Source organism: Rugosimonospora africana (genome assembly GCF_016862975.1).
Lineage (GTDB): Bacteria > Actinomycetota > Actinomycetes > Mycobacteriales > Micromonosporaceae > Rugosimonospora > Rugosimonospora africana.
Window position 1 is genome coordinate 195,621 of record NZ_BONZ01000043.1, and the last position, 26,281, is coordinate 221,901.

The 26,281-nt window shown below is 71.9% G+C and carries 20 protein-coding genes; 10 read left to right on the plus strand and 10 right to left on the minus strand.

Annotated elements, in window-relative coordinates; all coding sequences use genetic code 11:
• Positions 1-56: 56 nt before the first annotated feature.
• Entirely contained in the window at positions 57-491 is a 435-nt protein-coding gene (locus Raf01_RS23395; RefSeq protein WP_203920099.1) for a MarR family winged helix-turn-helix transcriptional regulator, read from the plus strand.
• Between the two features lie 73 nt (positions 492-564).
• On the opposite strand, the gene Raf01_RS23400 is transcribed toward Raf01_RS23395, so the two are convergent.
• Entirely contained in the window at positions 565-1,566 is a 1,002-nt protein-coding gene (locus tag Raf01_RS23400) for a M56 family metallopeptidase (RefSeq protein ID WP_203920100.1), read from the minus strand.
• Complete coding sequence (locus tag Raf01_RS23405) at positions 1,563-1,937, minus strand: BlaI/MecI/CopY family transcriptional regulator (protein WP_203920101.1); 375 nt, start codon at positions 1,935-1,937, stop codon at positions 1,563-1,565. Before Raf01_RS23405 ends, Raf01_RS23400 begins: the two co-directional genes overlap by 4 nt.
• 234 nt (positions 1,938-2,171) lie before the next feature.
• Here Raf01_RS23405 and Raf01_RS23410 point away from each other — a divergent pair, with 234 nt between their 5' ends.
• From Raf01_RS23410 to galE, 3 genes are read left to right on the plus strand one after another with little or no spacing between them, the layout of a single operon-like run.
• Entirely contained in the window at positions 2,172-3,395 is a 1,224-nt protein-coding gene (locus tag Raf01_RS23410) for a glycosyltransferase (protein WP_203920102.1), read from the plus strand.
• Entirely contained in the window at positions 3,392-4,210 is an 819-nt protein-coding gene (locus tag Raf01_RS23415) for a polysaccharide deacetylase family protein (RefSeq protein ID WP_239133844.1), read from the plus strand. Before Raf01_RS23410 ends, Raf01_RS23415 begins: the two co-directional genes overlap by 4 nt.
• Complete coding sequence (gene galE / locus Raf01_RS23420) at positions 4,207-5,187, plus strand: UDP-glucose 4-epimerase GalE (RefSeq protein ID WP_203920103.1); 981 nt, start codon at positions 4,207-4,209, stop codon at positions 5,185-5,187. Before Raf01_RS23415 ends, galE begins: the two co-directional genes overlap by 4 nt.
• Before the next feature lie 101 nt (positions 5,188-5,288).
• Here galE and Raf01_RS23425 read toward each other — a convergent pair whose 3' ends face one another.
• The gene (locus tag Raf01_RS23425; RefSeq protein WP_239133849.1) at positions 5,289-6,929 is read right to left on the minus strand and encodes a phosphatidylglycerol lysyltransferase domain-containing protein; all 1,641 of its coding nucleotides are present in this window, start codon (positions 6,927-6,929) and stop codon (positions 5,289-5,291) included.
• A 108-nt stretch (positions 6,930-7,037) separates the two neighbouring features.
• On the opposite strand from Raf01_RS23425, the gene Raf01_RS23430 reads away from it, so the two are divergent.
• Positions 7,038-7,556: a VOC family protein gene (locus Raf01_RS23430; protein WP_203920105.1), complete on the plus strand. Its 519-nt coding sequence runs from the start codon at positions 7,038-7,040 to the stop codon at positions 7,554-7,556.
• Between the two features lie 120 nt (positions 7,557-7,676).
• Here the strand turns inward: Raf01_RS23430 and Raf01_RS23435 are convergent, their stop codons facing one another.
• From Raf01_RS23435 to Raf01_RS23445, 3 genes are read right to left on the minus strand one after another with little or no spacing between them, the layout of a single operon-like run.
• Entirely contained in the window at positions 7,677-10,151 is a 2,475-nt protein-coding gene (locus Raf01_RS23435) for a serine/threonine-protein kinase (protein ID WP_203920106.1), read from the minus strand.
• Between the two features lie 43 nt (positions 10,152-10,194).
• On the minus strand, positions 10,195-10,740 hold the full coding sequence (locus Raf01_RS23440; RefSeq protein WP_203920107.1) for a hypothetical protein: 546 nt from the start codon (positions 10,738-10,740) through the stop codon (positions 10,195-10,197).
• A gap of 37 nt (positions 10,741-10,777) precedes the next feature.
• Complete coding sequence (locus Raf01_RS23445; protein WP_203920108.1) at positions 10,778-12,457, minus strand: right-handed parallel beta-helix repeat-containing protein; 1,680 nt, start codon at positions 12,455-12,457, stop codon at positions 10,778-10,780.
• A gap of 133 nt (positions 12,458-12,590) precedes the next feature.
• Here Raf01_RS23445 and Raf01_RS23450 point away from each other — a divergent pair, with 133 nt between their 5' ends.
• Both Raf01_RS23450 and Raf01_RS23455 read left to right on the plus strand, forming a co-directional pair.
• On the plus strand, positions 12,591-14,156 hold the full coding sequence (locus Raf01_RS23450) for an SseB family protein (protein WP_203920109.1): 1,566 nt from the start codon (positions 12,591-12,593) through the stop codon (positions 14,154-14,156).
• Positions 14,157-14,169: 13 nt separating this feature from the next.
• Positions 14,170-14,547, plus strand: coding sequence for a hypothetical protein (locus Raf01_RS23455; RefSeq protein ID WP_203920110.1), 378 nt, complete (start codon positions 14,170-14,172; stop codon positions 14,545-14,547).
• Here Raf01_RS23455 and Raf01_RS23460 read toward each other — a convergent pair.
• From Raf01_RS23460 to Raf01_RS23475, 4 genes are all read right to left on the minus strand, one after another.
• Complete coding sequence (locus tag Raf01_RS23460; protein WP_203920111.1) at positions 14,495-15,409, minus strand: SMI1/KNR4 family protein; 915 nt, start codon at positions 15,407-15,409, stop codon at positions 14,495-14,497. The genes Raf01_RS23455 and Raf01_RS23460 overlap by 53 nt on opposite strands.
• 137 nt (positions 15,410-15,546) lie before the next feature.
• A complete protein-coding gene (locus tag Raf01_RS23465; protein WP_203920112.1) occupies positions 15,547-17,559 on the minus strand; it encodes a hypothetical protein in 2,013 nt (670 codons plus the stop codon).
• A 58-nt stretch (positions 17,560-17,617) separates the two neighbouring features.
• Positions 17,618-18,763, minus strand: a complete 1,146-nt coding sequence (locus Raf01_RS23470) for a hypothetical protein (RefSeq protein WP_203920113.1) — start codon at positions 18,761-18,763, stop codon at positions 17,618-17,620.
• Between the two features lie 192 nt (positions 18,764-18,955).
• Entirely contained in the window at positions 18,956-19,663 is a 708-nt protein-coding gene (locus Raf01_RS23475) for a hypothetical protein (protein WP_203920114.1), read from the minus strand.
• 213 nt (positions 19,664-19,876) lie between these two features.
• Between Raf01_RS23475 and Raf01_RS23480 the strand changes: the two genes are divergently transcribed.
• The 3 genes from Raf01_RS23480 to Raf01_RS23490 form a co-directional block, all read left to right on the plus strand.
• Positions 19,877-20,272 (plus strand): YbaB/EbfC family nucleoid-associated protein, encoded by a 396-nt coding sequence (locus tag Raf01_RS23480; RefSeq protein ID WP_203920115.1) that lies wholly within the window; start codon positions 19,877-19,879, stop codon positions 20,270-20,272.
• On the plus strand, positions 20,269-20,721 hold the full coding sequence (locus tag Raf01_RS23485; protein WP_203920116.1) for a hypothetical protein: 453 nt from the start codon (positions 20,269-20,271) through the stop codon (positions 20,719-20,721). Before Raf01_RS23480 ends, Raf01_RS23485 begins: the two co-directional genes overlap by 4 nt.
• Before the next feature lie 59 nt (positions 20,722-20,780).
• On the plus strand, positions 20,781-26,281 hold a 5,501-nt coding region (locus Raf01_RS23490), incomplete at its 3' end, for a DUF5995 family protein (RefSeq protein ID WP_203920117.1).

The following is a 26,281-nucleotide window of genomic DNA, read 5'->3' on the forward strand; positions in this document are numbered from 1 at the left end:
GTTCGGTCAAGGTACTGTGCCCTGACCACAGGGTTCGCGGTTGTGAAGGAGGCCCGGTGACGTCCGAGCCGGTCGGTGCGGATCCGTATCTCGCCGCGCGGCTGCGCATCGCGGTCGGTCGGCTGTCGCGACGGATCCGGCTGGACACCAACGACGTGCCGCCATTGCAGCTGTCGACGCTGACCTCGATCGAGGAGCACGGGCCGTTGCGGCTGGGCGAGTTGGCCGTCCGCGAGGCGGTGACGGCGCCCACCATGACGCGGGTACTGGCGGCGCTGGACGAGCGGGACCTGATCGTCCGCAGCCCGGACCCGGACGATGCCCGATCCACCCGGGTGACGCTGTCCGAGGCCGGCGCCCGGGTGCTGCGGGAGGTGCGCTCGCAGCGCACCGCTCTGCTCGACGCACGGCTGGCCCGGCTCACCGACGAGCAGCGGGCGGCGGTGCTCGCCGCGCTTCCGGCGCTGGAGGCGCTGGTGACCGAGGAGTAGCGGGCGACTGGTCTGGGTCGCCGCGCGGCGCCAGACGCGCCGAGCCAGACTCGTCGAATTCCGGCGGCGTTGCCTATCGGAGAATCTGGGCCACGTCCCGCTCGACGTTGTGCAGATGGACGCCCGGGGTCGCGCTGCGGTGACCGTGGTGCGCCGGTATGTCCCGGATGTCCGGCACGTTGGAGGCGTTGTCGAGCATCCGGTCGCCCTGGCGTTCCATCGTGGCGTCGGCGACCGTGCCGGCCACGAGGAGGGCCAACAGCACGGTCACCGGCAGGATCCGAGGTCGCGGCGGGGGCTCCAGCAGCGCCCGTACCCGGCAGGGCACGTCTCCGCCGGTGGCCAGTGACAGCCCGGCCGGCGCGCCGCGATGGATGAGCAGCGCGCTGCGGGCGAGAGTCCGGGCGACCAGCCGGCGGTCGGTGACCTCGTGCGCGGCGTCCTCGTCGGCCCACCGCTCGACGGCGTGCTCGATGGCCGAGGCGGTGGGCCGCAACAACGGGTTGGCCGCGGCGGCGACGTCACTGGCGAGCAGCCACCAGGCGTGCCGGTGCACCAGGTGCGCGGTCTCGTGGGCGATCAGCGCCCGGCGCTCGGCCGGGCTCAGCGCCCGCAGCAGGCCGGTGGTGATCACGATGCGCCCGGACGCGCCGGGGGTCGCGAACGCGTCCGGCCGCTCCGAGTCCAGGACGACCAACGATCCGGGGGTACCGTGGCGGGCACATTCCCGCCGGATCGCGCGGGTGGAGCGCAGGCGCCGGTTGGCCAGCAGGGCTGCCCGGGTGACCGAGCCGACCGCGATCAGGCCGCAACCGGCCGGGACGATCATCGGAAACGGCGCGTCCGCCCGGATGGCGGTGGCCGACCAGTCGCCGTACCGGCTGACCGGACCGAGCTGCGCGACCCAGGTGAAGCCGACGGTGACCAGCGCCCACACGCCGGACGCGGCCATCATCACGCTCCCCGGCACGAGCAGCCAGGTGGCGACCGCGGGAGGCAGCCGGCGGGCCACCCCCGGACCGACGACCGCGAAGATCAGTACGACCGTGAGCGTGATCAGTAGGGCCTCGGTCATCGATCGTCGGTCCCCTCGATGCGCCGCAGCAAGTCCATGAGCAGCCGCTCATCTTCGCCGGACAGCACGCCCACGAACCGGGACAGTACCGCAGCCTTGTCGTCTCCGGCGTCCAGCAGCCGGTGCATCTGTCGGGCGGTGACTTCGGCTTCGTCCCGTACCGCGGTGTACGCGTACGCGCGACCGACCCGCTCGCGGGTGACCACGCCCTTCTCGGCCAGCCTGGCGAGCACGGTCATCACCGTGGTGTAGGCCAGGTCGCCGCCGAGGTGGTCGCGCACCTGTGCCGGAGTCATCGGCTCGGCGGCGGCGGCCAGCGCGGCGACAACCTCCTGCTCGAGCGTTCCCCGGGAGCGCCGTTCGAGTCCCATGCGTACAACCCCCGTTCTTCCCCTGGTTGATCTCCCCGATGCCTACTACCGACAGGGTAGTACTAACCCGGACGAAGACCTGATGTTCATGATGTGGCACTTGGCATAGCTACTACGAGCTGAGTAGTATCTCGGGCTACTACATTAGTCGTAGTACATGCCGGTCGGCGGCTCAACCGGGAGACGGCGCGAACAGCAGACGGCGTGAACCAGGGACAGAGAGGTTGGGCACGCGTGGGCGGATCGGATCGGATCACCATCGTGTCGGCGAGCGTCGGCGCTGGTCACGACGGTGCCGCGCACGAGCTGGGGCGGCGCCTGACCGAAGCCGGCTACCGGGTCGACTGCCACGACTTCCTCGACCTGCTCGGCGACCGGGCCGGGCGGACTTTGCGCCGTGCGTACGCCACGGAGCTCAAGGTCGCGCCGGAGAGCTGGGGCTGGCTGGTCGGCAACCTGGAACGGCGGCAGTGGATGGGCAACGCGGTCGGCGCGCTGGTCAGTCGCCGCGCCATGACACGGGCCGCCGAAGTGTTCGCGGGCGACGAGACGCTGCCGCCGCCCCGGGTCGTGGTGTCCACCTATCACCTGGCCAGTCAGTTGCTGGGCCGGATGCGCCAGGCCGGCGAGCTGGCCGCGCCGGTGGTCACGTTCCTCACCGACCTGTCCGTGCATCCGCTGTGGATCGGCGGCGGCGTCGACCTTCACCTGGCGCTGCACGAGGTGGCCGCGGAACAGGCCCGGCGGCACCGGGCCGACTCCGTCGAGGTGTGCGCCCCGGTGGTACGGCCGGAGTTCCATCCGGTCACCGACCCCGCCGAGGCGGCCCGTACCCGGGCCCGGCACGGGCTGCCGCCGACCGGCCGGCTGGCGTTGGTGGTCGCCGGCTCGTGGGGAGTGGGTCAGGTCGCCGAGGCGGCGGCCGACCTGGCCGCGACCGGGCTGGTCACGCCGGTGACGATCTGCGGGCGCAACGAGCACCTGCGCGAGCGGCTGACCCGTGCCGGGACCGGCGTGGCGCTGGGCTGGGTCGACCAGATGCCGGAGCTGATCCGGGCCAGCGACGTGGTGGTGCAGAACGCGGGCGGGCTGACGTCGCTGGAGGCGATGGCGTGCGGGGTACCGGTGCTCACGTACCGGTGCCTGCCCGGCCACGGTACGACCAACGGCCAGGCGCTGCACGATGCCGGGTTGGCCCGGTGGGTACGCGATCCGGCCGAGCTGGGCACGGTGCTCGCCGGTCTCCTCGACGGGGCCGCGGGGCGTGGCCAGCGGGCCGCCGCCACCAACCTGTTCCGGGCGCCCTCGGCGGTGGACACGATCGTCGGGCTCGACGCGGTCGACTCGGTTGTCGCGCTCGCCGACGCTCAGGCCCGGCCGGCCGCCGCGAGCCACGCACAGCCCGCGGCCGGGAACCCCGACCCGGACCACTCGCCGCTGGTCGGAGCCCGGCAGTGAGCCGGCCACTGCGGACGGCGGCGATCGCCGGCAGCGCGCTGGCCGCGCTGTACGCGTTGCCGGCGCTGGCCTCGATCGGCCCGCTGCGCAACCGGCTCGCCCCCCGGCTGGCCGGGGTCGGGCATCCGGACCATGTCGCGCTGACTTTCGACGACGGACCTCACCCGCTGTCCACGCCGCGGTTCCTGGCCGAACTGGAACGGCTGGACGTGCGCGCCACGTTCTTCCTGCTCGGCCGGTGGGCGGCTCGCTCACCGATACTCGCCAAGGAGATCGTGGCGGCCGGGCACGAGGTCGCGGTGCACGGGTACGAACACCGGTGCCTGCTGGCCCGGGGCGCCGGGGCAACGTACGACGACCTGGCCCGGGCCCGGGACGTGATCGCCGACGCGACCGGTGAGCAGCCGCGCTGGTTCCGGCCGCCGTACGGGGTGCTCACCGGCGCCGTCCTGACCAGCGCCCGCCGGCTCGGGCTGAGCCCGGTGCTGTGGACCGCCTGGGGTGAGGACTGGACCGCGCGGGCCACCCCGGACTCGGTGTACCGGACGGTGGTCGCCGACCTGGCCGGCGGCGGCACGATCCTGCTGCACGACTCCGACGTCACCTCGGTACCCGGCTCCTGGCGTGCCACGCTCGGCGCGGTACCCCGGCTGGTGGACACCTGCCGGGCGCGGGGGCTGCGGGTCGGCCCGCTGGCCGAGCACGGCGTCGACGGCGGGACGGTCGCGTCGGGGACGCTCACCTCCGAGGCGTTCGCCTCCGGGGCGTTTGCCCCCGGAGCTGGTCTCGGCACTGCCCGGCTGGTGCGGCGATGACCTGGCTCGTCACCGGCGGTGCCGGGTACATCGGCGGGCACGTGGTGCGCGCCCTACGGGCGGCCGGGTACCCGGTGGTGGTCCTCGACGACCTGTCCACCGGCCGGCCCGAACGGCTGCCCGAGGACGTGGACCTGGTGGTCGGCTCGGTCACCGACCAGCCCCTGGTCGCCGGCGTGCTGCGCGGGTACCCGGTCGACGGGGTGGTGCACCTGGCCGCCCGCAAGTCGGTGGCGGAATCGGTGGCGCGCCCGGACTGGTACCACCGGGAGAACGTCGGCGGGGTGGCCGCGCTGCTCGACGCGATGGCCGAGACCGGCGTGTCCCGGATGCTGTTCTCCTCCTCGGCGGCGGTGTACGGAATCCCGGCCGCACCCCGGGTGGACGAGGCGTGCCGCACCGCCCCGATCAACCCGTACGGGCTGACGAAGCTCCTCGGCGAGCAGCTGATCGCGGTGGCCGGGACCGGGTACCCGCTGTCCTGGCTCGCCCTGCGGTACTTCAACGTGGTGGGTGCGGCGCAGCCGCTGCTGGCCGATCGGGTACCGGCGAACCTGGTACCGATCGCGCTCGCCGCACTGGCCGCGGACCGCCCGGTGACCGTCACCGGCACCGACTTCCCGACCCGTGACGGAACCGGGGTACGCGACTACGTGCACGTCGAGGACCTCGCCGCCGCGCACCTCGCGGCGGTGAACCGGCTGATGGACACCCGACCCGCGTCGGCCGTCTACAACGTCGGCACCGGTCACGGCTACTCCGTCCTGGAGGTGTTGCGCCGGATCGGGGCGGTGACCGGGCAGCCGGTGCCGTACGAGGTCGGTCCCCGGCGCCCGGGCGACCCGCCCGAGGTGGTGGCGGACGTGTCCCGGATCCGGCGGGAGTTGGGCTGGCGGGCCCGGTACGGGCTGACCGAGATGATCGCCTCGACCTGGCTGGCCTGGTCGGAGCTGTCCGGTCCGGTGCGAGCCGGCTGAAGCCGCCGGCCGGCGCGAGGCTCGGTGGGCCGGTAGCGCGGCGGGTTCGTGGCGCGGCAGGTCGGTGGCTTGGCGGGCCGGTGGGTTGACGGGTGCGTTGCTCAGCAGGTCGCGGGCGCCGGCCCGGTCGCGTCGGCCGGTTCGGCGGGCGGCTGCGGTACCGCCGTCCGGCCGAACTCGGCGGTCAGCGCCGCGGCACCGACGACACCGAGCGACGCCCACGAGCCGAGCAGAAGGCTGCGTGGCCGCCAGGTCGGCTGGAACTTCGCACAGAACCGGTAGAGCGGGCCCAGCTCGATCCACCGGTCGAACGCACGCACCAGGAACCCCCCGATCCGCGCGGCCGGCCCGGAGGACTCGAACACGGCGCGCATCCCCGCGAAGTTCAGCGAGACCTCCTCGGCGCCGTGCGTCGCGCCGTACGCGACCATCTCGACGATCAGGCGCTCGACTACGCCGTTGGGCGCCTGCCGGCGGCGCGGCGCGACGTCGAGGGTCAGCGTCCGGCCGCCCGCGCACACCGCGAAGCGGGCGAACGCCACCGGCTCGCCGGACGGCAGGCTGGCGACCGCGAAGAGACAGTCCTCGCGCGGCGTGAGGATCCGGTCGAGGTTCATCGCGAACCCGCGTTCCCGGTGACCAGCCAGCCAGTCGTCGAGTACCGGCCGGAGCGACGCGGCCAGCCGCTCGTCCAGCGGACCGATCCGGACGCCGACGCCGGCGTTGCGGGTGCGGGCCACGGCCTGCCGCACGTTGCGCATGCGGCGGGACGCGAGGCTGAACGTCGCCGGGTGCACGATCGCCTCGTCGCCGACCACCAGGCCGCGCAGGCCGTGTGCGGCCCACCGGGCGCGCATCGGTTCGCTGGCGCCGAGCACCGCCGGCCGCCAACCGTTGCGGACACAGGTGGCGATGAACTCGGCGATCGCCCCGTCGGCGGAGTCCGGGTCGCCGACCGGGTCGCCGCCGGCCAGGGCGGTACCGAAGAACACCCGGTACCCGACCGCGGCGCGCCCGTCCGGACTGAAGGCGTACGTCTTGTCGTGCCTGGTCGCGAACGGCGCCAGGCTGTCCGAGCCGGGATGCCAGGTGAGGGCGGTCACCGACGAGCGCTGCGCGGCATTGGCCGGCACCGGCGGCGCGGCCGCCGCGAACGCGAGCAGCAGCACGACCACCCCGCCCGCGGCCACCAGCATGGACAGCACCGGATCGATGGGGAAGTGCGAGGCCACCGGAGGCCGCTCGCTGGTGGTCGTGATGAAGCCGGCGAGCATGGCGCTGCCCACCGCCCGCGGGTGAGCCCGGTCGACGGCCAGGTCCCAGCCGCTGCCGGCGACCACGAGGATCAGCACTCCCGCGCCGAGCTGCGCGGCCAGGCGCAGCCGGCGGGCGTCCGGCCGGGTGGGGAACTGGTCGCGCATCGCCACCAGCGCGACGATCACCGCGCCGAGCACCGCGACCCGCACCGGATCACCGGGCATCGCGCGCACCGCCGCGAGCGCCAGGACGGCCACCGCGAGATGCAGAGACAGCCTGCGGCGCCCGGCGAACCCGTGCGCGAGGATCACCATCACCAGACCGATGGTCAGCGCCTGCGGCCGGGGCATCGACCCGCCCGCGAACAGGTTCGCGGCGCCCCGGCAGATGCGGCCGCAGTGGTGCGGCACGGTCGCCGTGGCGAGGTCGACGGTACCGATGGTCGCCGGCAGCGTGGCCAGCACCCGGAGCCGTACCCGGTGCATCCCGTTCACGGTACCGATCCTCCCAGGATTCTTTGAGCTGTCGGCTGCCGCCGTACCGTGGTGAGTGAGCCGTCACCACCCGGCCGTCACCACCGAGGGAGCCGAGCAATGCCGATCCACCGCCTCAACCATGCCGTGCTGTACGTCCGGGACGTCCGGCGCAGTGTTGATTTCTACCGGGACGTCCTGGGGTTCCGCCCGGTCACCGAGATGGCCGTCCTACCCGGTGCCGCCTTCCTCCAGGCTCCCGGCTCGACGAACGACCACGACCTCGGCCTCTTCGAGATCGGCGCCGCCGCCGGCCCCTCGCTGGCCGGCCGGGCCACGGTCGGCCTGTACCACCTGGCCTGGGAGGTCGACACCCTCGACGAGTTGGAGCGGCTGCGCGGCGCGCTGGCCGAGGCCGGCGCGCTGACCGGTGCGAGTGACCACGGTACGACCAAGAGCCTCTACGGGCGAGACCCGGACGGCCTGGAGTTCGAGGTCGCCTGGATCATTCCGGCCGATCAGCTCGACGATCAGGCACGTTCGGCCCGGACCCGGATCGGCCGACTGGACCTGGATCGGGAGAAGCAGCGCTACGGCGGCCAGACCCGGGGCGGCGTGGGTATCTCGATCACCGGCTGAGCTGGTCCGCGGGGCTTCACCGAGCCCGGCCGTCCGCGGGGCTTCACCGAGCCCGGCCGGCTCAGCGGGCCGGCCGGGCCTCACTCAGGCCGGCCGGTTCGGGGATCGTGGGGCCGGCTTTCAGCCGGTCCGGTGGGTGCACACCACCTGCGAGGGTGCCACGGAGTTTTCGCCGGAGATGCTGTAGATCGCAGTGACGACGTAGCAGTAGTCGACCGCCGAGTTGACGCCGCTCTGCGTGTACGTGGTCTTGCCCGGCTCGGTCTGTCCCAAGTACCGGGGCTCGCTGCCCTCGGGAGCGCCGAGCACGGCGAACAAGACGTTGCCATCGCTCGGGTCGGTCCAGGTGACCGTGATGCTGCTGCCCTTGTCGTCCAGCTTGACGTTGGTGGGCGCGCCCTGGTTGATCACCCCGAGGGTATGGGTGGCGGACGGGTCGGCCGTCTTGTGGGGGTTCGGGGAGCCGCCGCCCTGGAGGGTGGCCACGACGCCGATCACCACGCCCAGGACCACCACCGCTCCGGAAGCGATGGCGATCAGCGGCCCCCGGCGCCGGCGCTCGGACGGCTCGCCGGGCCACCCCGCGTCGGCCAGGGGTGGCGCGCTGTGTGGGTCGACGGTGCGGGCGGGGCCGCCGTACGTCATCGGCGGGCCGGACATCGGTGGCCCCGCCAGTGGCGGCCCGGACATGGGCGGCCCGGACATCGACGGACTCGACATGGGGGGCCTGGACAGCGGCGGCCCCGACGTCGGGGGCCCGGACATCGGGCGGCCGGACATTGGGGGCCCGGACATCGGCGGCCCGGACATCGGCGGGCCGGACATCGGCCGCCCGGACTGCGGCGGGCTCGACACCGGCGTCCCGGACACCGGCGGGCCGGACATCGGGCGGGTCGAGGGCGGCTGGTACGGCGGTGCCGACCGGGTCCCGTACGGCGACGTGCCGTACCCGCCCGGGTGGCCGGGCGGGGCGGAGACCGGGCCGGTCGGGTACGGCGTGCCCGGTGGAGCCGAGACCGGCGGCTGGACCTGGCGCGGCGCCGCGTTCGTGGCCTCACTCGGTGGCGACGCCGGGTTCACCGCCGGGCGCATCTCGGTGGGTTGAGTCAGCGCGGCCCCGATGGACGATTCCGTGACCGGCGGCACACTGTCGGCCGGTTCGGCTGCCGGGCCGGCACCCGCGTCCGGCTCGTCCGATGCGCTGGTCGGCGTGCCAGCCGGCGTGCTGCCCGGCTCACCCTGCCCGGCCGCCCGCTGGTCGGTCGGCTCGCCCGTCCCGGTCGCCGGTGCGCTCGGCTGGTCGCGCCAGATGATGGTGGACGCCCCGGCGACCTCTCGCGCCTCCGCGTCCAGTGCCGGTGCCGGCGGCTCCAACATCGGGTCGGAGCGCCGGGTCGGTGCCGCGGACGGCCAGCGGAACGCCTCGCGCGGCGCGGTGGCCGGCGAACTCGGCCAGCCGGCGACCGGCGGCAGCTGCGGCGTCGATGGCGGGGCGGACACCTGGGGTGGGGCGGACACCTGGGGTGGGGCGGACTGCGGCGTTGCCGCGGGCGGCTGCCCGGTCATGGGCGGCTGCCCGGTCATGGGCGGCTGTGGCGGGCCGGAGACCGGCGACTGCGCCGCGGGCAGGCTCGGTGCTCCGGGCAGGTTCGGTGCCGCGGGCAGGTTCGGTGCTCCGGGCAGCTGAGGTGCGCCCGGCACGTACGGCGCGGCGGGCGACTGCGGTGCGGCCACGGGCGAACCCGGCGTCGCGGTCTCGGGCATCGCCCGGTATGCCTGGTAGCGCAGGACCTCGGCGAACGTGTACGCACTGGGGTGCCGCTGGCGCGGGTCCTTGGCCAGGGCGCGCAGCAGTTCCCGCTGCAACCACTCGGGGACGTCGGCCCGGGGGACCCGTGGCGCCGGCTCGTTGAGCACCAGCTGACGCAGGCTGTCCAGATCCTGCGGTCCGTGCGCCGGGTCGGCGAACGGCGGCCGGCCGGCCAGCAGGTGCCACAGGGTGGACGCCAGGCTGTAGAGATCCGAGGCCGGAGACTGGTTGTCCTTGCGCATCGCCTCGGGCGAGGCGTGGTGCGGCGTCATCTGGTCGATGCTGGTCGTGCCGGCCAATTGGTGCGGCGCGCGGGCGATGCCGAAGTCGGCGAGCGCCGGGCCGAAGGCGGAGCGCAGGATGTTGGACGGCTTCACGTCCCGGTGCAGGACGCCGACGTCGTGTGCGGCCTGGAGCGCTTCGGCGATCTTCATGCCGACGTCGATGACCTCGTCGACCGGCAGGGGGCCGCGCTGCTTGAGGATCTGACCGTACGAGCCGCCGGGGCAGTACTCCATCACGATGTACGGGTTGCCGGCGTCGGTGGTGCCCGTGTCGATGATGCCGACGATGTGCGGCTGGCTGGACAGCAGCACGGTCGTTTCCAGCTCACGCTGGTACTGCGCCTGAGTCGCGGCGTTGCCGTCGACCAGCAGCACCTTGATGGCTACCGTCCTGGCCAGCCTGGTCTGCACGGCGCGGAACACCAGCGAAGTGCTGCCGGTGCTGATCAACGTCGCGTCGCGGTACCCGGGCAGATCGGGTACCAGCGGCTCAATCCTCATGTGCGGGTCCACTGGGCCGGAGGTTATCAGTTGGTGTCGAAGATTACGTCAGCGCGTCGTCATACGAGGTGAGGACCTCGCGGTACGTCTCGGTGACGGCGGCCAGCCGGTCGGCGGTGAACCGGTCCGGTTCGCGCCGGTAGAGCGCAAGCCCGTCGGCGGAGGTGAACGCGTCGCCGGGTACGGCGAAGCCACCGGGCGGGATGAACTTGGCCACCTCTTCCTGTGCCGCGAGCGCCCGCGCGATGGCCGCCCGGCCGCGCGCCCGCTGTCGAGGGTCGGCGGTCGGTCGCAGCGGGGCCGACCGTGCCTGACGGTCGGCGACCAGCGCGAACTGGCCGGGACAGATGATCCGCGACGGAGTCGGGCCGCCGAATGCCGGCGGCGGCGGAGGCGTGGCCGGGTCGAGCGTGAACTCGAACCGACGGGGAAGCCCGCACCGGGGACACTGCCCCTCGTATACCGCGTCGAGCGAGCCGTCCGTCCCGGTCCGGAGCCGGTGGCGCACGTCGACGGCGGCCTCTCCGCACGAACAGGCATGCAGGTCGATATACAACCGGCACTCTGGCGCGGAGCGGGCAATCAGCACGATCAAACGCTACCGGAGCGGGCGCGCGATCGGCGAACTACTTCGTCGCGGCGAGCAGGTCGTCGAGGACCAGCGTGCGCAGGTCGTCCCGGTCGGGCATCCGACCCAGCGCGCGCAGCCGCCCGGACTGCGCCTTGCGCATGCCCTCCAGCAGCTTGCGGGCCTCGCGAGCGTTACCGAAGTTCTGGTCGCGCTCGATCTGGCCGAACCACTCGCGCAGCGCGTCGTCGAGGCCCGAGCCGAGCAGGTAGTCGTCGTTGTGCGCGATCCGGTTGACGATCAGCACCAGCTCGTCGGGGGTGTAGTTCTCGAACTCCAGGGTCTTCGCGAACCGGGAGGCCAGACCGGCGTTGGCGTCCAGGAATTCGAGCATCTCACCGGTGTATCCGGCGACGATGACCGCGATCGCGTCGCGGTGGTCCTCCATCAGCTTCACCAGCGTGTCGATGGCCTCCCGACCGAAGTCGGCGCCGCCGCCGCTGGAGCGGGACAGGGTGTATGCCTCGTCGATGAACAGCACCCCGCCGAGCGCCTCCTCGAACACGGCGGTGGTCTTCTCGGCGGTGTGGCCGATGTACTGGCCGACCAGGTCGCGCCGGGCGACCTCCTTGAACTTGCCGTCGGGCAGCACGCCGAGTGCCTTGAGCAGTTCGCCGTAGATGCGCGCCACAGTGGTCTTACCGGTGCCGGGCGCGCCGGTGAAGATGAGGTGGTGGCTGACCGCCCCGACCGCCAGCCCGGCGTTGCGCCGCCACTCGTTCACCTGGATCTCGTCGATCAGCGCGCGGACCTCGGCCTTGACGCCGGCCAGGCCGATCATCGTGTCCAACTGGGCGAGCAGCTTTTCGACCCGCTCCGGATCGAGCTGGCCAGCGCCGTCGTGCTGCTGGTCGGCGGTCCGCACGCCGACCGTGCCGCCGCGTGCCTCGGCGATCGTCGGCGTCGCGCCCTCGTCGACGTGGATGCCCGGCGCGGCGCTGTCCTCGACGGTGCAGCCCTCGATGAGGCCCCGGCAGCCCCGGCCCACCATGATGCCGACTCCCCGGGCGCCGGCGATCCGGCAGTTGCGCAGTGTCGGTGCGCTCTGGTTGGCGATCGACACACCCACGTCGCCGGACCGGCTGATCTCGCAGTGCTCCAGCGTCGGGCGCCCGGCCTGGTACACGTAAACGCCGCGGTATCCGCTGCCGGTGACCGTGGTGTCGCGGATGGTCGGGTCGGCACCGAGCCGGACGATGATGCCGTCTTCGGCGACGTCGCGGATGTCGCACTTGTCGATGACGCCGGTGGAGTCCTCGATGAGCATGCCGAACTGGCCGCCGGTCACCTTCACGTCGGTCGCCTCGACCGTGGCGCCGTCGGTGACGCTGAGCGCGGCACCGTAGCGCGCGCTCGCCTCGCACTCGCGGATCTGCAGGCGGCCGCGCATCACGCTGACGGCCGCCGCGTCGCTGGCGTGCAGCGTCAGGCCCTGCAGGGTCACCTTGCTGTCACGGCAGGTGACCGCGGGCATGCCGAGCGCCTCCGCGTCGATGACCACGCTTCCGGGCTCGCCACCCGCGACAAGGCTCACCGTGCGCCCGTCGAGTTGCAGCGCCTCCGGGTATCGGCCGGGCGCCACAGTGATGACCGCGTCGTCGCCGGCCACCTCGAGCGCGTCACGGATGGTGGGGTACGCGCCGGACTGTTGCGAGGAAACCGAGAGTGTGCGCGCCATGACTCCGCCTGCTCAGGGGGTGTAGGACGGGCAAACTTTACCGCAACCGCTCACCGGGTCCGGCCCGGCGCCGCGTCAGTGTGGCGGCGTCGGTAGGGTCGAGCGTCGAGTGGCGATCGATGGGCGGGGGAGAGTGTCGCAACCTAGCTGGGTACCGGCCAATGACAGCGAGTTGGCGATGGTCGACGCGCTCCAGCGCGGCGACAGCCAGGCGTACTTCCAGGTGCTGGCGACCGCGACGCTGTACCTGCCCGCGTTCGACGAGCCCGGGCCGCAGCAGTTGGTGACCGTGAAGTCCGGCGACGATACCTACCTCATCGTGTTCACTTCGCCGGAGGCGCTGGCCCGCCGGCTGAAGGGTGTGGATTCGTTCCGCACCACGAGCTATCCGGAGCTGCGGGCGAAGTGGCCCGACCCGCTGTGGATGCTCGCCGTGGACCCGGACACGCCGATCCAGGGGTTCATGCCGATCGCCATCGTCAGCGAGGGGGCGGCCGGACGGGTGGTGCTGCCGGCGGTACCCGACGACGTCGTACCCGGAGACGGTTTCCCGGTACCGGATGACGCGCCGGACAGCGGGCCGGTCACGTTCGACCTCGACCGGGTCAGGCCGGCGAACCAGCTCGAGCGGGACATGGTCGACTCGCTGCGGTCGGCCGACGTCAACGGAGTCGTCCGCACGCTCGTGCTCGGTGAGGTCCATGTGCCCACCCAGCGGCGGGTGGCCGGCCCGGTCGAGCCGGGTCCGGACTTCCCCTGGCGGGAAGCTGACGTGCGGATCCGCACGGTCCCGGTGTTCACCTCGGCGAGCCGCCTGGTCGACGCGGTGCCACTGGGCGCGCCCAGTGTCGCGGTGCCGTTCCTGGACCTGGTGCTGAGTTGGCCCGGACCGGCCTGGCGGCTGGCGGTCAACCCGGGGACGGCGCTGGAGCTGACGTTTCCGGGCGAGCACGTGCCCGGTTTCGTGGCGTGGGCCGAGGAGTTGGTGCACGGTCCGGTGAACCCGGACGGCGCCGGCGCGACCGACGCGCGGAAGCAGCCGGTCGAGGCGCTGCCGGCCGATGTGCCGCGGGCCGAGGCGCCGCGCGGGCGGGCCGAGGTGCCGCCGGCCGATGTGCCTCCGGCTAACGTGTCGCCGGCCGAGGTGTCGCGGGCTGATGCGCCTCTGGCTGACGTGCCGAGACCACGGGTCGAGCCGCCGACCGAGGTGTCGCTGCCTCCGGTCCGGGCGGCGGCTTCGACGGTCGAGGCGCCGCGTTCGACCGTCGAGGCGTCGCGCCCGGCGGCCCAGCTACTGCAGAAAATCGTCCCGCACCGGCAGGTCGAGTCGTACCTGCACGGCCACTGGAGCCAGGTCAGCGGTCCGGTGCACCGCTACGCGGAACTCGGTGAGCCGCGCACGCCGGCCGAACTGCACGCGGCGACCGGCGGGGCGGGCGACGCCTTCCAGGCCGACGACCCGTGGGTACACGTGATCCGCTGGGTGGCGGACTGCCCCGAGGTGTACCGCCCGTTCCCCGACGGTGCCGGGTCGCTCACCGTACTGTCCGCGCACGCGGTCGCCCTTCCGCACGGGGCGCAGCTGCACCGGCTCAACCGCGACGCCGAGCCGACGTGGCTGGCCAGCTTCGACGCGGACGTCCGGCAGTGGGTACCGGCGCCGGAACCCGGCCTCCTCCGACAGGCGCTGATCTCGTGAGCGAGGATCTGGCATGAGCAATGTCAATGGGTATCGGGCCCGCTGGCAGGGGCGCGAGTTCGAGGCCAGCCCCGACGGCGAGTTGCTGCGGCTGTACGTGAGCGCTCCGGAGCCCGGCTTCGAGGCCGTCCAACCGGACCGGTACCGCCGGCTGATCCCGGCCCGGGACGCCGAGTGGTACGGCTACGTGCGCACCGTCGCGATCCTGCGCGGGGAGCCGGTCGTGGTGCTGGTCGAGCGCGAGGGGCAGGCTCTCGTCGAGTACTGCGGCGAGCTGCCGTACGGGCCCGAGTGGTGGCCGGCCGACCGGCCGGAGCCCAGCGTCTGCTGGGCCTGGGTCAGCCTGGTTGAGCTGTCGGATCCCAGGTTGGAACGTTTTCCAGCAGCGTGAGCCAGGGAGGCCGGCGGGCCTTCGGCAGCGCGTCGCCGACACCGTCGGGCCGGAACAGCTCGGCACGCCCGTGCTCGATCGCCCGGTCAGCGACCGCGGACAGCGACGGCGGCACCGTCGACAGTCCGGCCAGCAGCTCCGGGAAGTTCGCGGCGCAGCGCACCAGCAGGTCCCGGCAGATCACGGCCGGCTCGTACCGCTCGTCGTCGCGCGAGTCGTCATCGTCCCAGTACCACACCGATCCGGCGTCGTGGCCGCGTACCTTCACCGCCAGCAGGCCGCCCTGCACGTACCCGACCGCGAGGAAGTCCCGGGTCAGCCGGTCGCGCAGCCACAGGTTGGCGTACGCGAGATCCTGCATCCGGTCCTCGGTCGCGAGCCCGAACAGGGGCTGGTCGAGCAGCAGCCCGGTGCCGGGCACCACCGCCCCGGCCAGGGGCAGCCCGCCGTTGGTGGCGGCCAGGAACTCGCGATAGCCGTCCGGCAGCCGGTACCCGAGCCAGCCCTCCAGCTTCCCGACCGCGTCCTCGGCGACGGTGCGTACCGGCCGGACCGGTACCGGCGCTCCGGTGTCGTCGACGAGCTTCCCGGTCAGCAGGCCGCGCCCCGGCACGGTGACCCGCATGCCGCTCACCCCGCCCCGGTGCCGGAACGCGGCGTGCAGCTCGGCCGGAACCAGGGCCAGGTGCCGGGTGGCGCCGAGGTGCGCCCAGATCCACCCGGCCGGCGCCCGATCCGCCGCGTACTCCCAGCCGGCCGCACCGGCGATCGCGCCGGCCACCAGCCGGTTGGCGATGAGCACGTCGACCAGGCGGGCCTCGTCGACCGTGAAGCCCCGCGGTACCGGCGCGATCCGGACCATCGCGGCGGCGTACGGCTGCCAGTCCGGGAACCCGCGCAGGTCGATGTAGACGCCGTGCCGGTACCGCAGGCGCAGCGGCGGCGGCCGCAGGTGTACGACGCGGCCGGCCGCCGACGACCCGACCGGTACCCAGTTCGTCAGTTGGCCCCACCGCCCAGGACGGGCCGGTGCTCGGCCTGGTACAGGGGCTGCTCGGTGCGGTTGGTCAGCACCGCCCCGCCCGGTGTCTCCACGGCCCAGGCTTCCTCGTCGCCGACCACCCGCGACCCGTCCTCGTGCTCGGTCGCGTCGATCCCCGCGTCCTGCCGCTGCTGGTCGGCGGCGACCCGGCGCCGGGAGGACAGCTCCGAGGGGCCGGCCTGCTGCTGCGACGCGCCGGTGGTGTGCGCGCCGCGCAGCCCCCGGGGGATCTCGTCGAGCCGCTCGTCGTGTTCCTTGCCGCGATGCCGCGTCGGGTTGCCGAGTACCGGTCGGATGGCGCCCGGCTGCTCCGGCTCGCCACCGAACACCTCGTCGGCCGGTCTCGCCGTACCGGGGGTGTTCCGGCCGTTCCGGGCCGCCTTGAGCACGGACGGCGTCGTACCGGGTCGGATCGGACCGGACTGCCCCGGCGGATCTTCGGCTGGACCGCCCGGCGTGCCGGTCGTGCGCCGGCCGCCCAGCACCGGCGCGGTGGTACCCGGGGTGTTGCGCCCGAAGAGCTCCTCCTCGCCATAGCCCGGAGCGCCCGGCCGGGACTCCTTCTCGGTCATGCCGCCGCCCGTCCCACGGGCCCGGCGACCGGGGGAGCCTCCCGGCTCGCCACCGTTGGGTGAACGGACGCCGGAGCGGGACAGCGTGCGGCCCATGCCTCCGGGCGGCGCCTCGCTCTGCCCCGCCGGCGTACCCGACGGGCGCAGCACACCCTGCCTGCTCAGCAGGCCCTTGAGGCCGTTCGCGCTTTCGGGCGACTCGACGTTTGCCGTCGACTTGCCGAACAGGCCGCTCGGCGACCTCACCGACGCGGTCAGGGCGAACGGCGACTCCGACACGGTGGGCGGCGGCATCAGGCCGAGCAGGAGCGCGGTTTCCGTGGTCAGCAGCGGCGAGAGCCCCGGCTGCGTCCCGGGCAGCGGCGCCGGCATCTCCGTGGTGAGCGGCGCTGGCGGTGGGGCCATGGCCAGCTGCTTGAGCTCCTCGAACGTGTTCGGCGGGGAGTCGACGGTCAGCTTGGAGCCGGGTGGCGCGCTGGCCGGTGGCCCGCCCGGCGGCGGTGCGCCCGGCCCGCTGCCCGGCGGGGGTGCGCTGCCTGGCGGCGGCGCGCTGGGCATGTTGGCCTTCATCGGGTCGTCGATGACCGCGTTGGACGGCCCCTCGAACCGGCTGCCCCGGCCGGCGGAGAAGTTGTTCTCCATCTGGGTGTAGTACACCTGGGACAGGTCGTAGGCGATGCCCTGCGCCTTGAGGCTCCACTTGCGCCAGATCGCGGTGTTGTGCTCGTAGATCTGGCTGATCTTGTCGGCCTGCGGTCCCGGGAGATCCTTGCGCTCGTTTTCCGGGATCTTCGTCGGATCGTGGTCCCAGCCCTCAAGAAGCTTGGCCTTGTCCTGGGCCGCCTCCAGCTGGTAGTTGCGCCACGCCTCGTCGATGTCGCCGTGCGCCTTCAGCACGGCCGCGGAGATGGCTCGCAGGCCACGCACGTTGGCGTCGGCCGCCGTCTTCCACTGCTTGATGGAGTACAGGGTGGCGCCCGGCCCCCAGCGCAGGAACTCGGTCGCGGCCGGCGACGACCAGCCGCCGAACCCGTTCTTGTTGCCGCCGTGCAGGGCGTCGGCCTGCTCCGACACGGTCTTCGCGACGGTGTCGAGCAACTGGCCGACGTTGACCCAGTAGTCCGCGATCGTGGAGATGGTGCCCGGCTGCTGTGCCTTGATCATCGCGCGGATGTTCTGGATGTCGTGCATGGTGCTGGACAGCTTCTGCTCGTCATAGTCGTACGGGTACTTGAAGTTCCCGTCCGGCTTCGGCGTCGACTGGTATCCCTGCGGGATCGTCCAGTGCGAGTAGGTGCCGTCGTCGCCGGAGAACCCGTTGTACTGGACGCCCTTGTACCCGAAGTCGTCGCCGCTGTTGTCCTTGGCGCCCGGGTCCTTCTTGTCGTCGCCGCTCATCTGCCGCTCCCCGCTCGGCTTCGGTCGGTGGGGGCCGGTCCGGCCGCCCGCGTGGCGGTCACTGCATCACCCGGTGGGTGAACGTGGTGTCGTCCCGGTCCGCGACCGCCTTCGGGTCGTTGTCGCCCTTCTGGTTGCTGATGTCGGTGTCGTTGTCGCCGACGGCCTGCTTGTCGGTGGTCTTGGTGGTGTGACCCTGCGAGTCGGTGCTGTAGGTGGTGTTGTCGGTCTCGGTGCTGCCGTCGGTGTTCTGCGTCTTGACCTGGGTGCCGCTCGGCGTCGACTTGCCGTTCGAGATCGAGCTCGACTCGGTCGTGGTGACCTTCGTGCCGTCGGCGCGGGTGCTGGTCGTCGTGACCTGCTTCGACACGTCGTGGTAGACGCCGTCCTTGTCGGGCGTCTGGGTCACCACCGTGGTGGTGCCGCCGCTGGTCGTGGTGACCTGGCAGGTCGACGACTGGACCTTCCCGTCCGAGCCGATGACGGAGGTCGTGGTGTACGAGCTGCCGCCGCCGCCGTACCCACCCGCGGACTCCTCGATCCTGATCGAGCTGCCGTCCGGGTAGGTGATCGTGGTGACCTTCGTCCCGAGGTAGGCCGAGCCCTCGTACGTGACCGTCACCTTCCCGCCCATCATGTTCGGGTCGGCGGCGTTGGTGCCCGCGTCGGCACCGGCCTGCGCCTCGGTGTATCCGCCGGGGTGCTCGTCGAGCCACGTCTTGCCGATGTTCTTGGCCAGCCCGGACGGTCGCGTGCCGCCCATGCCGAACGCGAAGTCGACCCCGTCCATCTTGATCAGGCTGTTGAGGTCCTGCGAGCTGCCATCGTCGTTGAGGTGGTACGAGTCCGAGATGGTCTGCGCCGCGTAGGCCGTGTTCTGCATCCCGACGTGCAGGTCGTTCATCATCGTGAGCAGGTCTTTGAAGTTCAGGCTGAGCATCGACGCGGCGAGGGTGCCCTCGGGGAACATCGGCATGCCGCTGCGGAACGCCTGATTGGTCAGCTCCGTCAGGTGGTAGAGCCGCATGGCCGCCGGCTGCAGGTCCATCGAGGCCATCTGCATGTTGAGCGCGTACTGCGAGAGGCTGCCGAAGTCCGCCTTGATGGTCTGATAGCTCGACAGCCACTCCTGCGAACCAGTGTTGATGGCGGTCTGCTTCGCGTATGGATCGGTCGTGCCGCCGCTGGGCGGATCGGTAGTCACTGTGCGCTCCCTCGGTTTCCCCGTCTTCTTCGAGTTCGTGCGACCAGTCTGGCTCGGCGCGTCTGGCGCCGCGCGACGACCCAGACCATTCGTGCAGCGTGCGCCGGGCCGATGATCGGGCCGTGCCCGACTGGAGCGTAGCCGTCCGGCACACACTTCGGTAGGCGGGGCGCGGCCGGCGCCCCGGCGTGGCTACCCGCGTCTGTTTCGTGGGACGTCGATGCGCAGGGCCTCGTCACGCACCGACCAGGTGGCCGGGCCGCCGCGTGGCGCGGTGACCGTGAACCCGTACACGTCGATGGCGGTGCCGACCTCGACGCGCAGGTAGCGGATGAAGGACTGGAAGGTGATGACCGTGCCGCCCCGGCCGTCGTCGCCGGCCTCGGGCGCGCGGGGCAGGGCCGGATCCACGAAGGGGTACCGGTCGAGGAAGGCGCGCGGGTCACGGATCAGGCGGCCGGGCGCGCTCGGCCGTGCCACCGGCTCGTCGCGCTGCCCCCGCGAGTAGTGCAGCTCGGCGAGCAGCTCGGCATAGGCCACCGGGTCGAGACCGTCGCCCAGCCGCCGGCCGAGCTGCCGCATGGCGGCGACGTCGTTGAGGAACACCACGTCGCCATCGGAGAGCAGCAGCAGCCCGAAGGTCGGCAGGTAGCTCGCGTTACCGCTGTCCGCCAGCACGCGCACCGCGTCCCGTACCCACGGGGCGGCGGCGACCGACCACGGGGCCGGCCGGATCTCATAGCTGAGCCGAGCCGTCCGCAGCGTGACCGAGTCCACCTCGTCCCGCCGCCGCTGCACGTCCTCCGACGGGTCCAGCACGAAGCGGCGTACCGCCTCGACGACGCGGTCCGCGTCCATCAATGCCCTCCCGTCGGTCTGCGGCTGGCCAGCGGATGTCATGCTCTCACAATCACTGCGCGCAGTTTCGCCATCACGCGCAGGCGACAATCGCGCCGCAGGTGACACCACGGACCTCATCGATTCGACACCGAGCGCTGATCTCCTTGCCCCGCTCACCTACGGTGGGCTTACCATGTCGTGACCGCTCCCGCGGCCATGCGACGTGTGGCACGGGCGGCGGGGGACGACCTGAGTGGCTGCGGGGGAGGTGCCATGGTCGACCGGCCGGATTGGAATGCGCTCTACGGCGCGTTCGATGACCTGCGCCAGGCCGTGGGCGGGCTGGAAGAGAAGCACCGGAAGATCATGAAGATCACCGGTGTCGGCTGGTCCGACGACCGGATGGTCAAGGCCGTGGTCGGCCCGCGCGGCCAGCTCGTCGACATCGAGATCGACCCGAGGGTCTACCGCAAGCCCAACTCCAAGGCGCTGTCCGCCGCGATCCTCGCGGCCGTGAAGGTCGCCATCGCGGACGCGAACAGCCAGACCATGGAGACGCTCGACCGGGACGTCCCGGCCGACCTGCGCATCAAGAAGTTCGGTTCGCTGGACGTGCGGCGGCTGATGCAGACTCCCGACAGTGACCTCGACCGTGAGGATGGTGAATGAGGATGGGTTCGTCCTATGTGAACGTCGGAGATGGTGGACCCGATGACGTCCTCAACCTGGCCCTCCGGGTGATGTCGGCCGGCGACGACTTCAGCGAGCAGGCCCGCTCGCTGGCCAACGCGATCCACGAGATCGAGCAGGGTCATCCGTGGGGCGATCACGACAAGTACGCGAGCGCGTTCCTGAAGAACTACACGGACACGCCGGAGGGCTCGCACACGGCCGCCAACGACGCGGTCCGGACGAGTCTGGGCGACTCCGGCGACGCGCTGTCGCACATCGGCTCCACAGTGGTCGAGACGATGGCCAAGTATTCGGTCACCGACCAGGGCAGCGGCTCGGACCTGTCGAAGCTCCACTCCGGGAAGGCCGAGAAGGCCGAGATGGTCGAGACGGTTGCCAAGGCCCCCGGACATGGCGGCTCGGCGAACAACTCCCAGAGCGCCTGACCGGGACGATGGGGCGCGGAGTGTCCGCCGACAGCTCGCCGGCCACCGGAGCGTAGGGCGTGGGCGTGGGCGACGGGGTCGACGACGTACTCGACCCGATCCTGGAGTGGTTTCGTGAAATCGAGGAGCACGCGCCCTGGCTCGTCAGGAAGGTACTGGAGTTCCTCGTCGACATCCCCGAGGGCAGCGAGCGGGGCATGTACGACCTCGCCGACGCGTACGGCAAGGCTGCCCAGGCGATGTCCGACCACCTGGACAATGTCTCCGGGCTGACCGGGCCGATCGCCGAGCTGTGGAGCGGGGACGGGGCGGCGGCCGCCTTCCAGGAGTCCTGGTCCGGCTACATCGAGCAGTGCGGCAACTCCATCAGTTCGCTCAACGGCATGCAGGAGATGTCGCAGAACGCCGGCCTGCAGATCGAAATGATGAAGTACATGGCCGCGGTCAACCTCTACATGCTGGCCGACGCCGTGTACGCCGCACTGTCCACGCTGTGGGTTCCGTTGCTTCCCGAGGCACTGGTGGGCGGTGCCGAGGCGACGTGCGAGATCAGCATCAAGATGGCCGCCAAGGAACTGCTGAGCAGCCTGCTGCGCAACAGGTTCACCGAGGTCGTCGGCAACTTCGCCAAGTACCTCGGCGAGAAGGCACTGCCGACGGTCCTGAAAGACGGCGGGGAGGCCGCGCTCCGCGACGCGGGTAAGACCGCGCTGACCGATGCGGGCAAGACCGCCCTGACGGACGCGGGTAAGACCGCGCTCACCGATGCCGGCAAGACCGCGCTGACCGACGCGGGCGAGAACGCCGCGACCGACGCGGGCAAGACCGCGCTCACCGACGCCATGGATACGGCGGTGACCGACGCTACGGACAAGGCGCTGACCGACGCGACCGAGACGGCGGTGACCGACGCGACCGACGCCGCGGTCACCGACGCGGTCTCGGACGCCGCCTCGGTCGCTGCCAGGGACGCCGCCGGCAACTCGGTGAGGGCGGGCTTGAAGGCGGGCCTTACCAAGTTCGCGGTGAACCCGCTCAAGTACGCGGCCCAGCGGCTGAGCCTCAAGGGCCTTGCCGCCCGGGGACTGGCCGAGCGGGCGGCCGCGGCCGGAGCGAAGGACGCGCTCGAGGGCGGGCTGCTCAAGACGCTCGGAAAGGTGGCGGACAAGGGCCTGCTCAAGACGCTCGGCGAGAACGCGGCCGGCAAGGTGGCGCTGGAGCGGGCCCGCGAAGTGGCGTTCCAGGACGCGATCAAGACGCTCAGCAACAAGGAAGCGCTCAAGATCGTCGGGCAGGATGCGCTGCACGCGGCCTACGGCGGGGCGAAGGGCTTCGTCGGCTTCCAGTTGAAGACGACGCTCGGTTTCACCGCACTGCAGTGGGCCGAGGGCCACCATCCGTCGCTGGACATCGTGTCCGTGGGCGAGCAGGCGATGTCCGGCGCGGCGATCGGTGCGTTCGCCGGGCCGCTGGGCAACGTCGTGGGGCACGGCATCCTGGGCTCGATGGCGTCGATGGCCGGCGGTACCGCCGCGGTCGACGGCATCAAGACAGCGATGGGGCAGGACGTCGACTGGGCCCAGGAAATGGGCAGCAGCATGGCCTTCGGCGGCATGATGGGCGCCCAGCACGGCCCCGGCGACCTCGGGCGGATGTTCGACGGCAAGGTACCCGACGGGAAGACGCCCGTCACCGTCGGCGGCGGACGCGATGGCGAGACCAGCGGTCGCGGTGGCGACGGTCGCGTCGCGATCGACGATCCGGGGCGCACCGATGTCCAGCCGGACTCCACGGGCGACGAAGGGTCGTCGACGGTCGACGCGCCGGTGGACGGCACGGATACCGCGGGCCAGGGCACGCACAGCGGCACCACGACTCACCCGGACACGGTCACCCACCCGGTGTCGCACGCCGGTACGGCGCCACACACCGAGACCGCGCCGCACACCGAGACGGTGTCGCACTCGCAGACCGTGCCGCACCCAGAGACGGTGTCGCACGCCGACGGTTCGGCGCACACCGACACCCCCACGCGCACCGAGGCGCCGACGCCGGATCCGTCCCGCGACAGCCGTGGCCCGGGCGGCGGGGGCGACCACCGCGACCCGGTCAACCGCGATCCGTCGGGTCACGATCCGTCCGATCGTGATCCGTCCCACCGCGATCCGTCTGACCGTGATCCGTCCGATCGTGATCCGTCCGATCGTGATCCGTCCGATCGTGATCCGTCCGATCGTGACCCGTCCCACCGCGATCCGACGGACCGCGATCCGGGGTCGCACGATCCGACCGGCCGCGACCCGGGCAGCCACCGCGATCCGACCAGCCACGATTCGCTGGATCGCGACGCGACCGATCGCGACCCGGTCCAGCATGACCGGGCGAGCGATGATCCGGCCCGCCACGACCGGGTGGGCGACGACCCGATCCAGCATGACCGGGCGGGCGACGAAATCCGGCACGACTCCGACGCGCCAGCCGACGACACGCTCGCGCCGGACCACCCGGACCACCGCGATCCGACGGCGGGGGACCCGGTCATACCGACGGAGACCGCGCCGCACCCCGTCGAGCACCCGGACGCCGACACCCCGCTGTACCCGGACGAGTTGCCACCCGATCAGGTGACGTTGCCCGAGCAACGGCTCGACGACCACGTCGACGGGCAGTCCGTGGTGCCGTTGCTCGATCTGGCGACCATCCGCGACGGCGTCGTGCCGACCAACCCGGTCGAGGCCCGGCAGTACGCCGACCATCAGGCGCACCTGGGCGACGGGAACGCCCCGGAGCGGACCCGGCCGGGCAACGACCCGTTCGACAACGAGAATCTCGAGCAACACCGTGGCCCGAGCCTGAACTTCGATCCGACAAGGGTCCGCACCGGATCGGAGTTGCCCCGCCAGGCGCACGAGCTGATCGAGCGAGCCAAGGCGCGGCTGCTCGACAAGTACCCGGAAAGTGCGGTCGCCGATCGGATCGCGGACCTGGACCGGATCGACGCGCAGGCGTCCGACCTGGAGCGCCGGGTCGAACAGGCGCGCTCCAGCGGCGACCTGCGCGACCTGGTCGATGGGGTACGCGAGTTCAGCAAGTCGGTCAACGAGTACGGCGACCGGTACGGCGGGTGGCGGGACTTCGACCGGGGCGGTGAGGCGGCCGATCCCGGCTGGCGCGACCTCGACGGCGTGGACCCGTTGAACTCGACCGAGATGGCCAACCGCACCGTCGAGGTCGACCCGGAGACGCACCACTTTCACGTCCTCGACCAGGCGATCGCGGTCGCGAAGATCGGTGACGTGCTCGGGCCGGAGTTCGAGCAGCACGCGACGCGCATGATGGAGCGGGCTGTCCCCCGCGACATGGAGTCGGTCGAGGCCCGGCTGGGCCCGGACATCGCGCGGGAGCTTGCGCCGGCGGTGGAGAACCCGGACACCAAGGGCGTCTACCACTCCGGGCACGACGTGACCCTGGTCGACGCGATGGACCACAACGACCACCGCTCGATCAGCGCGGTCGCCGCGACGATCGTGCACGAGTCCATGCACGCGGTGCAGCCCAGCATCCATCTGGTCAAAGACGCGGTCGAAGACGCGGTGGGCGGCCGGCCCGACTTCACCGAGAAGATGCAGAACGTCCGCGCCCAGCTCATGTTCGAGCGGGAGTACCAGGCGTTCACGGTCCAGCAGCATTTCCTGCGCGGGTTGTCGGGCTTCCACGACCGCGCGGACGAGAGCAACATCCAGGAGCAGACGCCCGGGACGGACAACTACCGGGAACTCGCCGTCGAGACGCCGGAGCAGATGCGCGACCGGATCATCGAGGACTACATCGAGGACCGCGGGCAGTTCGATTTCCGCTCGCCGCGCGACCTGCTCGGCACCGACGACATCCTGGCCGACAACCCGGATCTGAACCCGGAGAACATCGTCGAGCGCGCCAGGCAGGCGATCGTCGACACGTACGGGGGTGGCGAGGGCGAGGCCCGGCCGGGCGGGCTCGACGGCCCGGTCACCAGGCGGATCGCGGACGAGCACGGCCTGGATCTCGACGGCATCCGCGACAAGCAGGCCAACGTCCGGTACCCGGAGGTGCACAACCCCCGCGTGGAACCGGGCGGGCGGCACGAGGCCGGGCCGGAATCCGGGCACGGTAGGCACGAGGAGCCGGGCACCGGGCGCCACGCGGCCGACCGGGATCAGGGAGGCGACCAGCGGTCCGACCGGGATCCGGAAAGCGACCAGCGGTCCGACGAAAAGTCTGACCAACAGTCCGATCAGCAGTCCGAGCAGGAATGGCTCCGGCGGCGGCACAGCGTGCCCGAGCCGGATCACCTCGGACATGCGATGGAGGAGCAGCTGCTCGGGCCGCACGAAGCCGAGCTGTACCAGAGCCTCCACGACGAGGTCACCGACATCGCGCACGAGCAGGAGCAGCTCGCCGAGGGGCTGAAGGGTGACGGCAAGTACTGGTTCGCCAAGGTGTACCACCACGTCACCACGCGCGAGCTGGAGATGATCGACGGCGGTCGGTACGAGCATCCGATCATGAAGTTGCAGGAGGTGATCGCGTTCCATGCGACGTACCGCGACAACCTCCAGGCGTGGACGGAAGGTCGGCACGAGGACGTCGAACCCACGTGGCGCCTCGCGTTCAAGGCGGCCGAGGAGTCCGGGGACCACTGGCGACCGCTGCCGAGCCTGAACATCATGGACGCGCTGCTGCCGTCCATGCACGCCCACATCCGGTTCGACCTGCCGCGCGCGATCGCCGACGTGTACGAGCACAACTACGCGGACAGCGGCGTGAGCTTCCAGGAGTTCCGCGCCGACTACGAAAAGATGCAGCCGGTCTTCGACCAGGCCAGCGCCGACCTGCGTCCGGAGATCGCGGATCGGACGTTCGCCGCGGACCCGGGGCAGTACGGCTTCGTCCAGGATCACGGGTTCCGGGTCATCTTCGACGTGCCCGGTGAGCGTGCGCGGGCCTGGGAACGGGCAGCGGACATCGTGAAGCTGCACCAGGAGGGCGTCACCGATCCCGCGGAGGTGCAGTCCAGGCTTGAGGAGTACAGCCGGACCCGGCACCCGGTCAGGGGCCGCACCGACTTCAAGATCGGTGGGGAAAAGGTCCGCGACTACGACTGGTCGAACCAGCCGGAGGCGCGGCTGCACGACCCGAGCAGGCCGATCACCGTGGGCGAGGTCGAGGGGCCGGAGGGTCGGCCCGGCGACATCGAGGCCGGCGACATCGAGGCACCGGAGAACCGGTCCGGTGACCGGCCGGAGGACCTGGATGCCGGCCGGGACCAGGCGGACCCGCATGCCGGCCGGAACGAATCCGACTCCGACTCAACAGAGGAGGCCGAGCGCCGGTGGGGCCTGCGACGGCTGTTCGGCCGAGGCCGGAACGAGGAACCGGGGCAGGATCTGTCGCAGCACGACCCGACCGGATACGACTCGCGACAGGACCCGGCGCGGCAGGATCCGCGGGCGTATGACCCGCGTGCGTTTGACCCGGCGCGGCAGGATCCGCGGGCGTATGACCCGCGTGCGTTTGACCC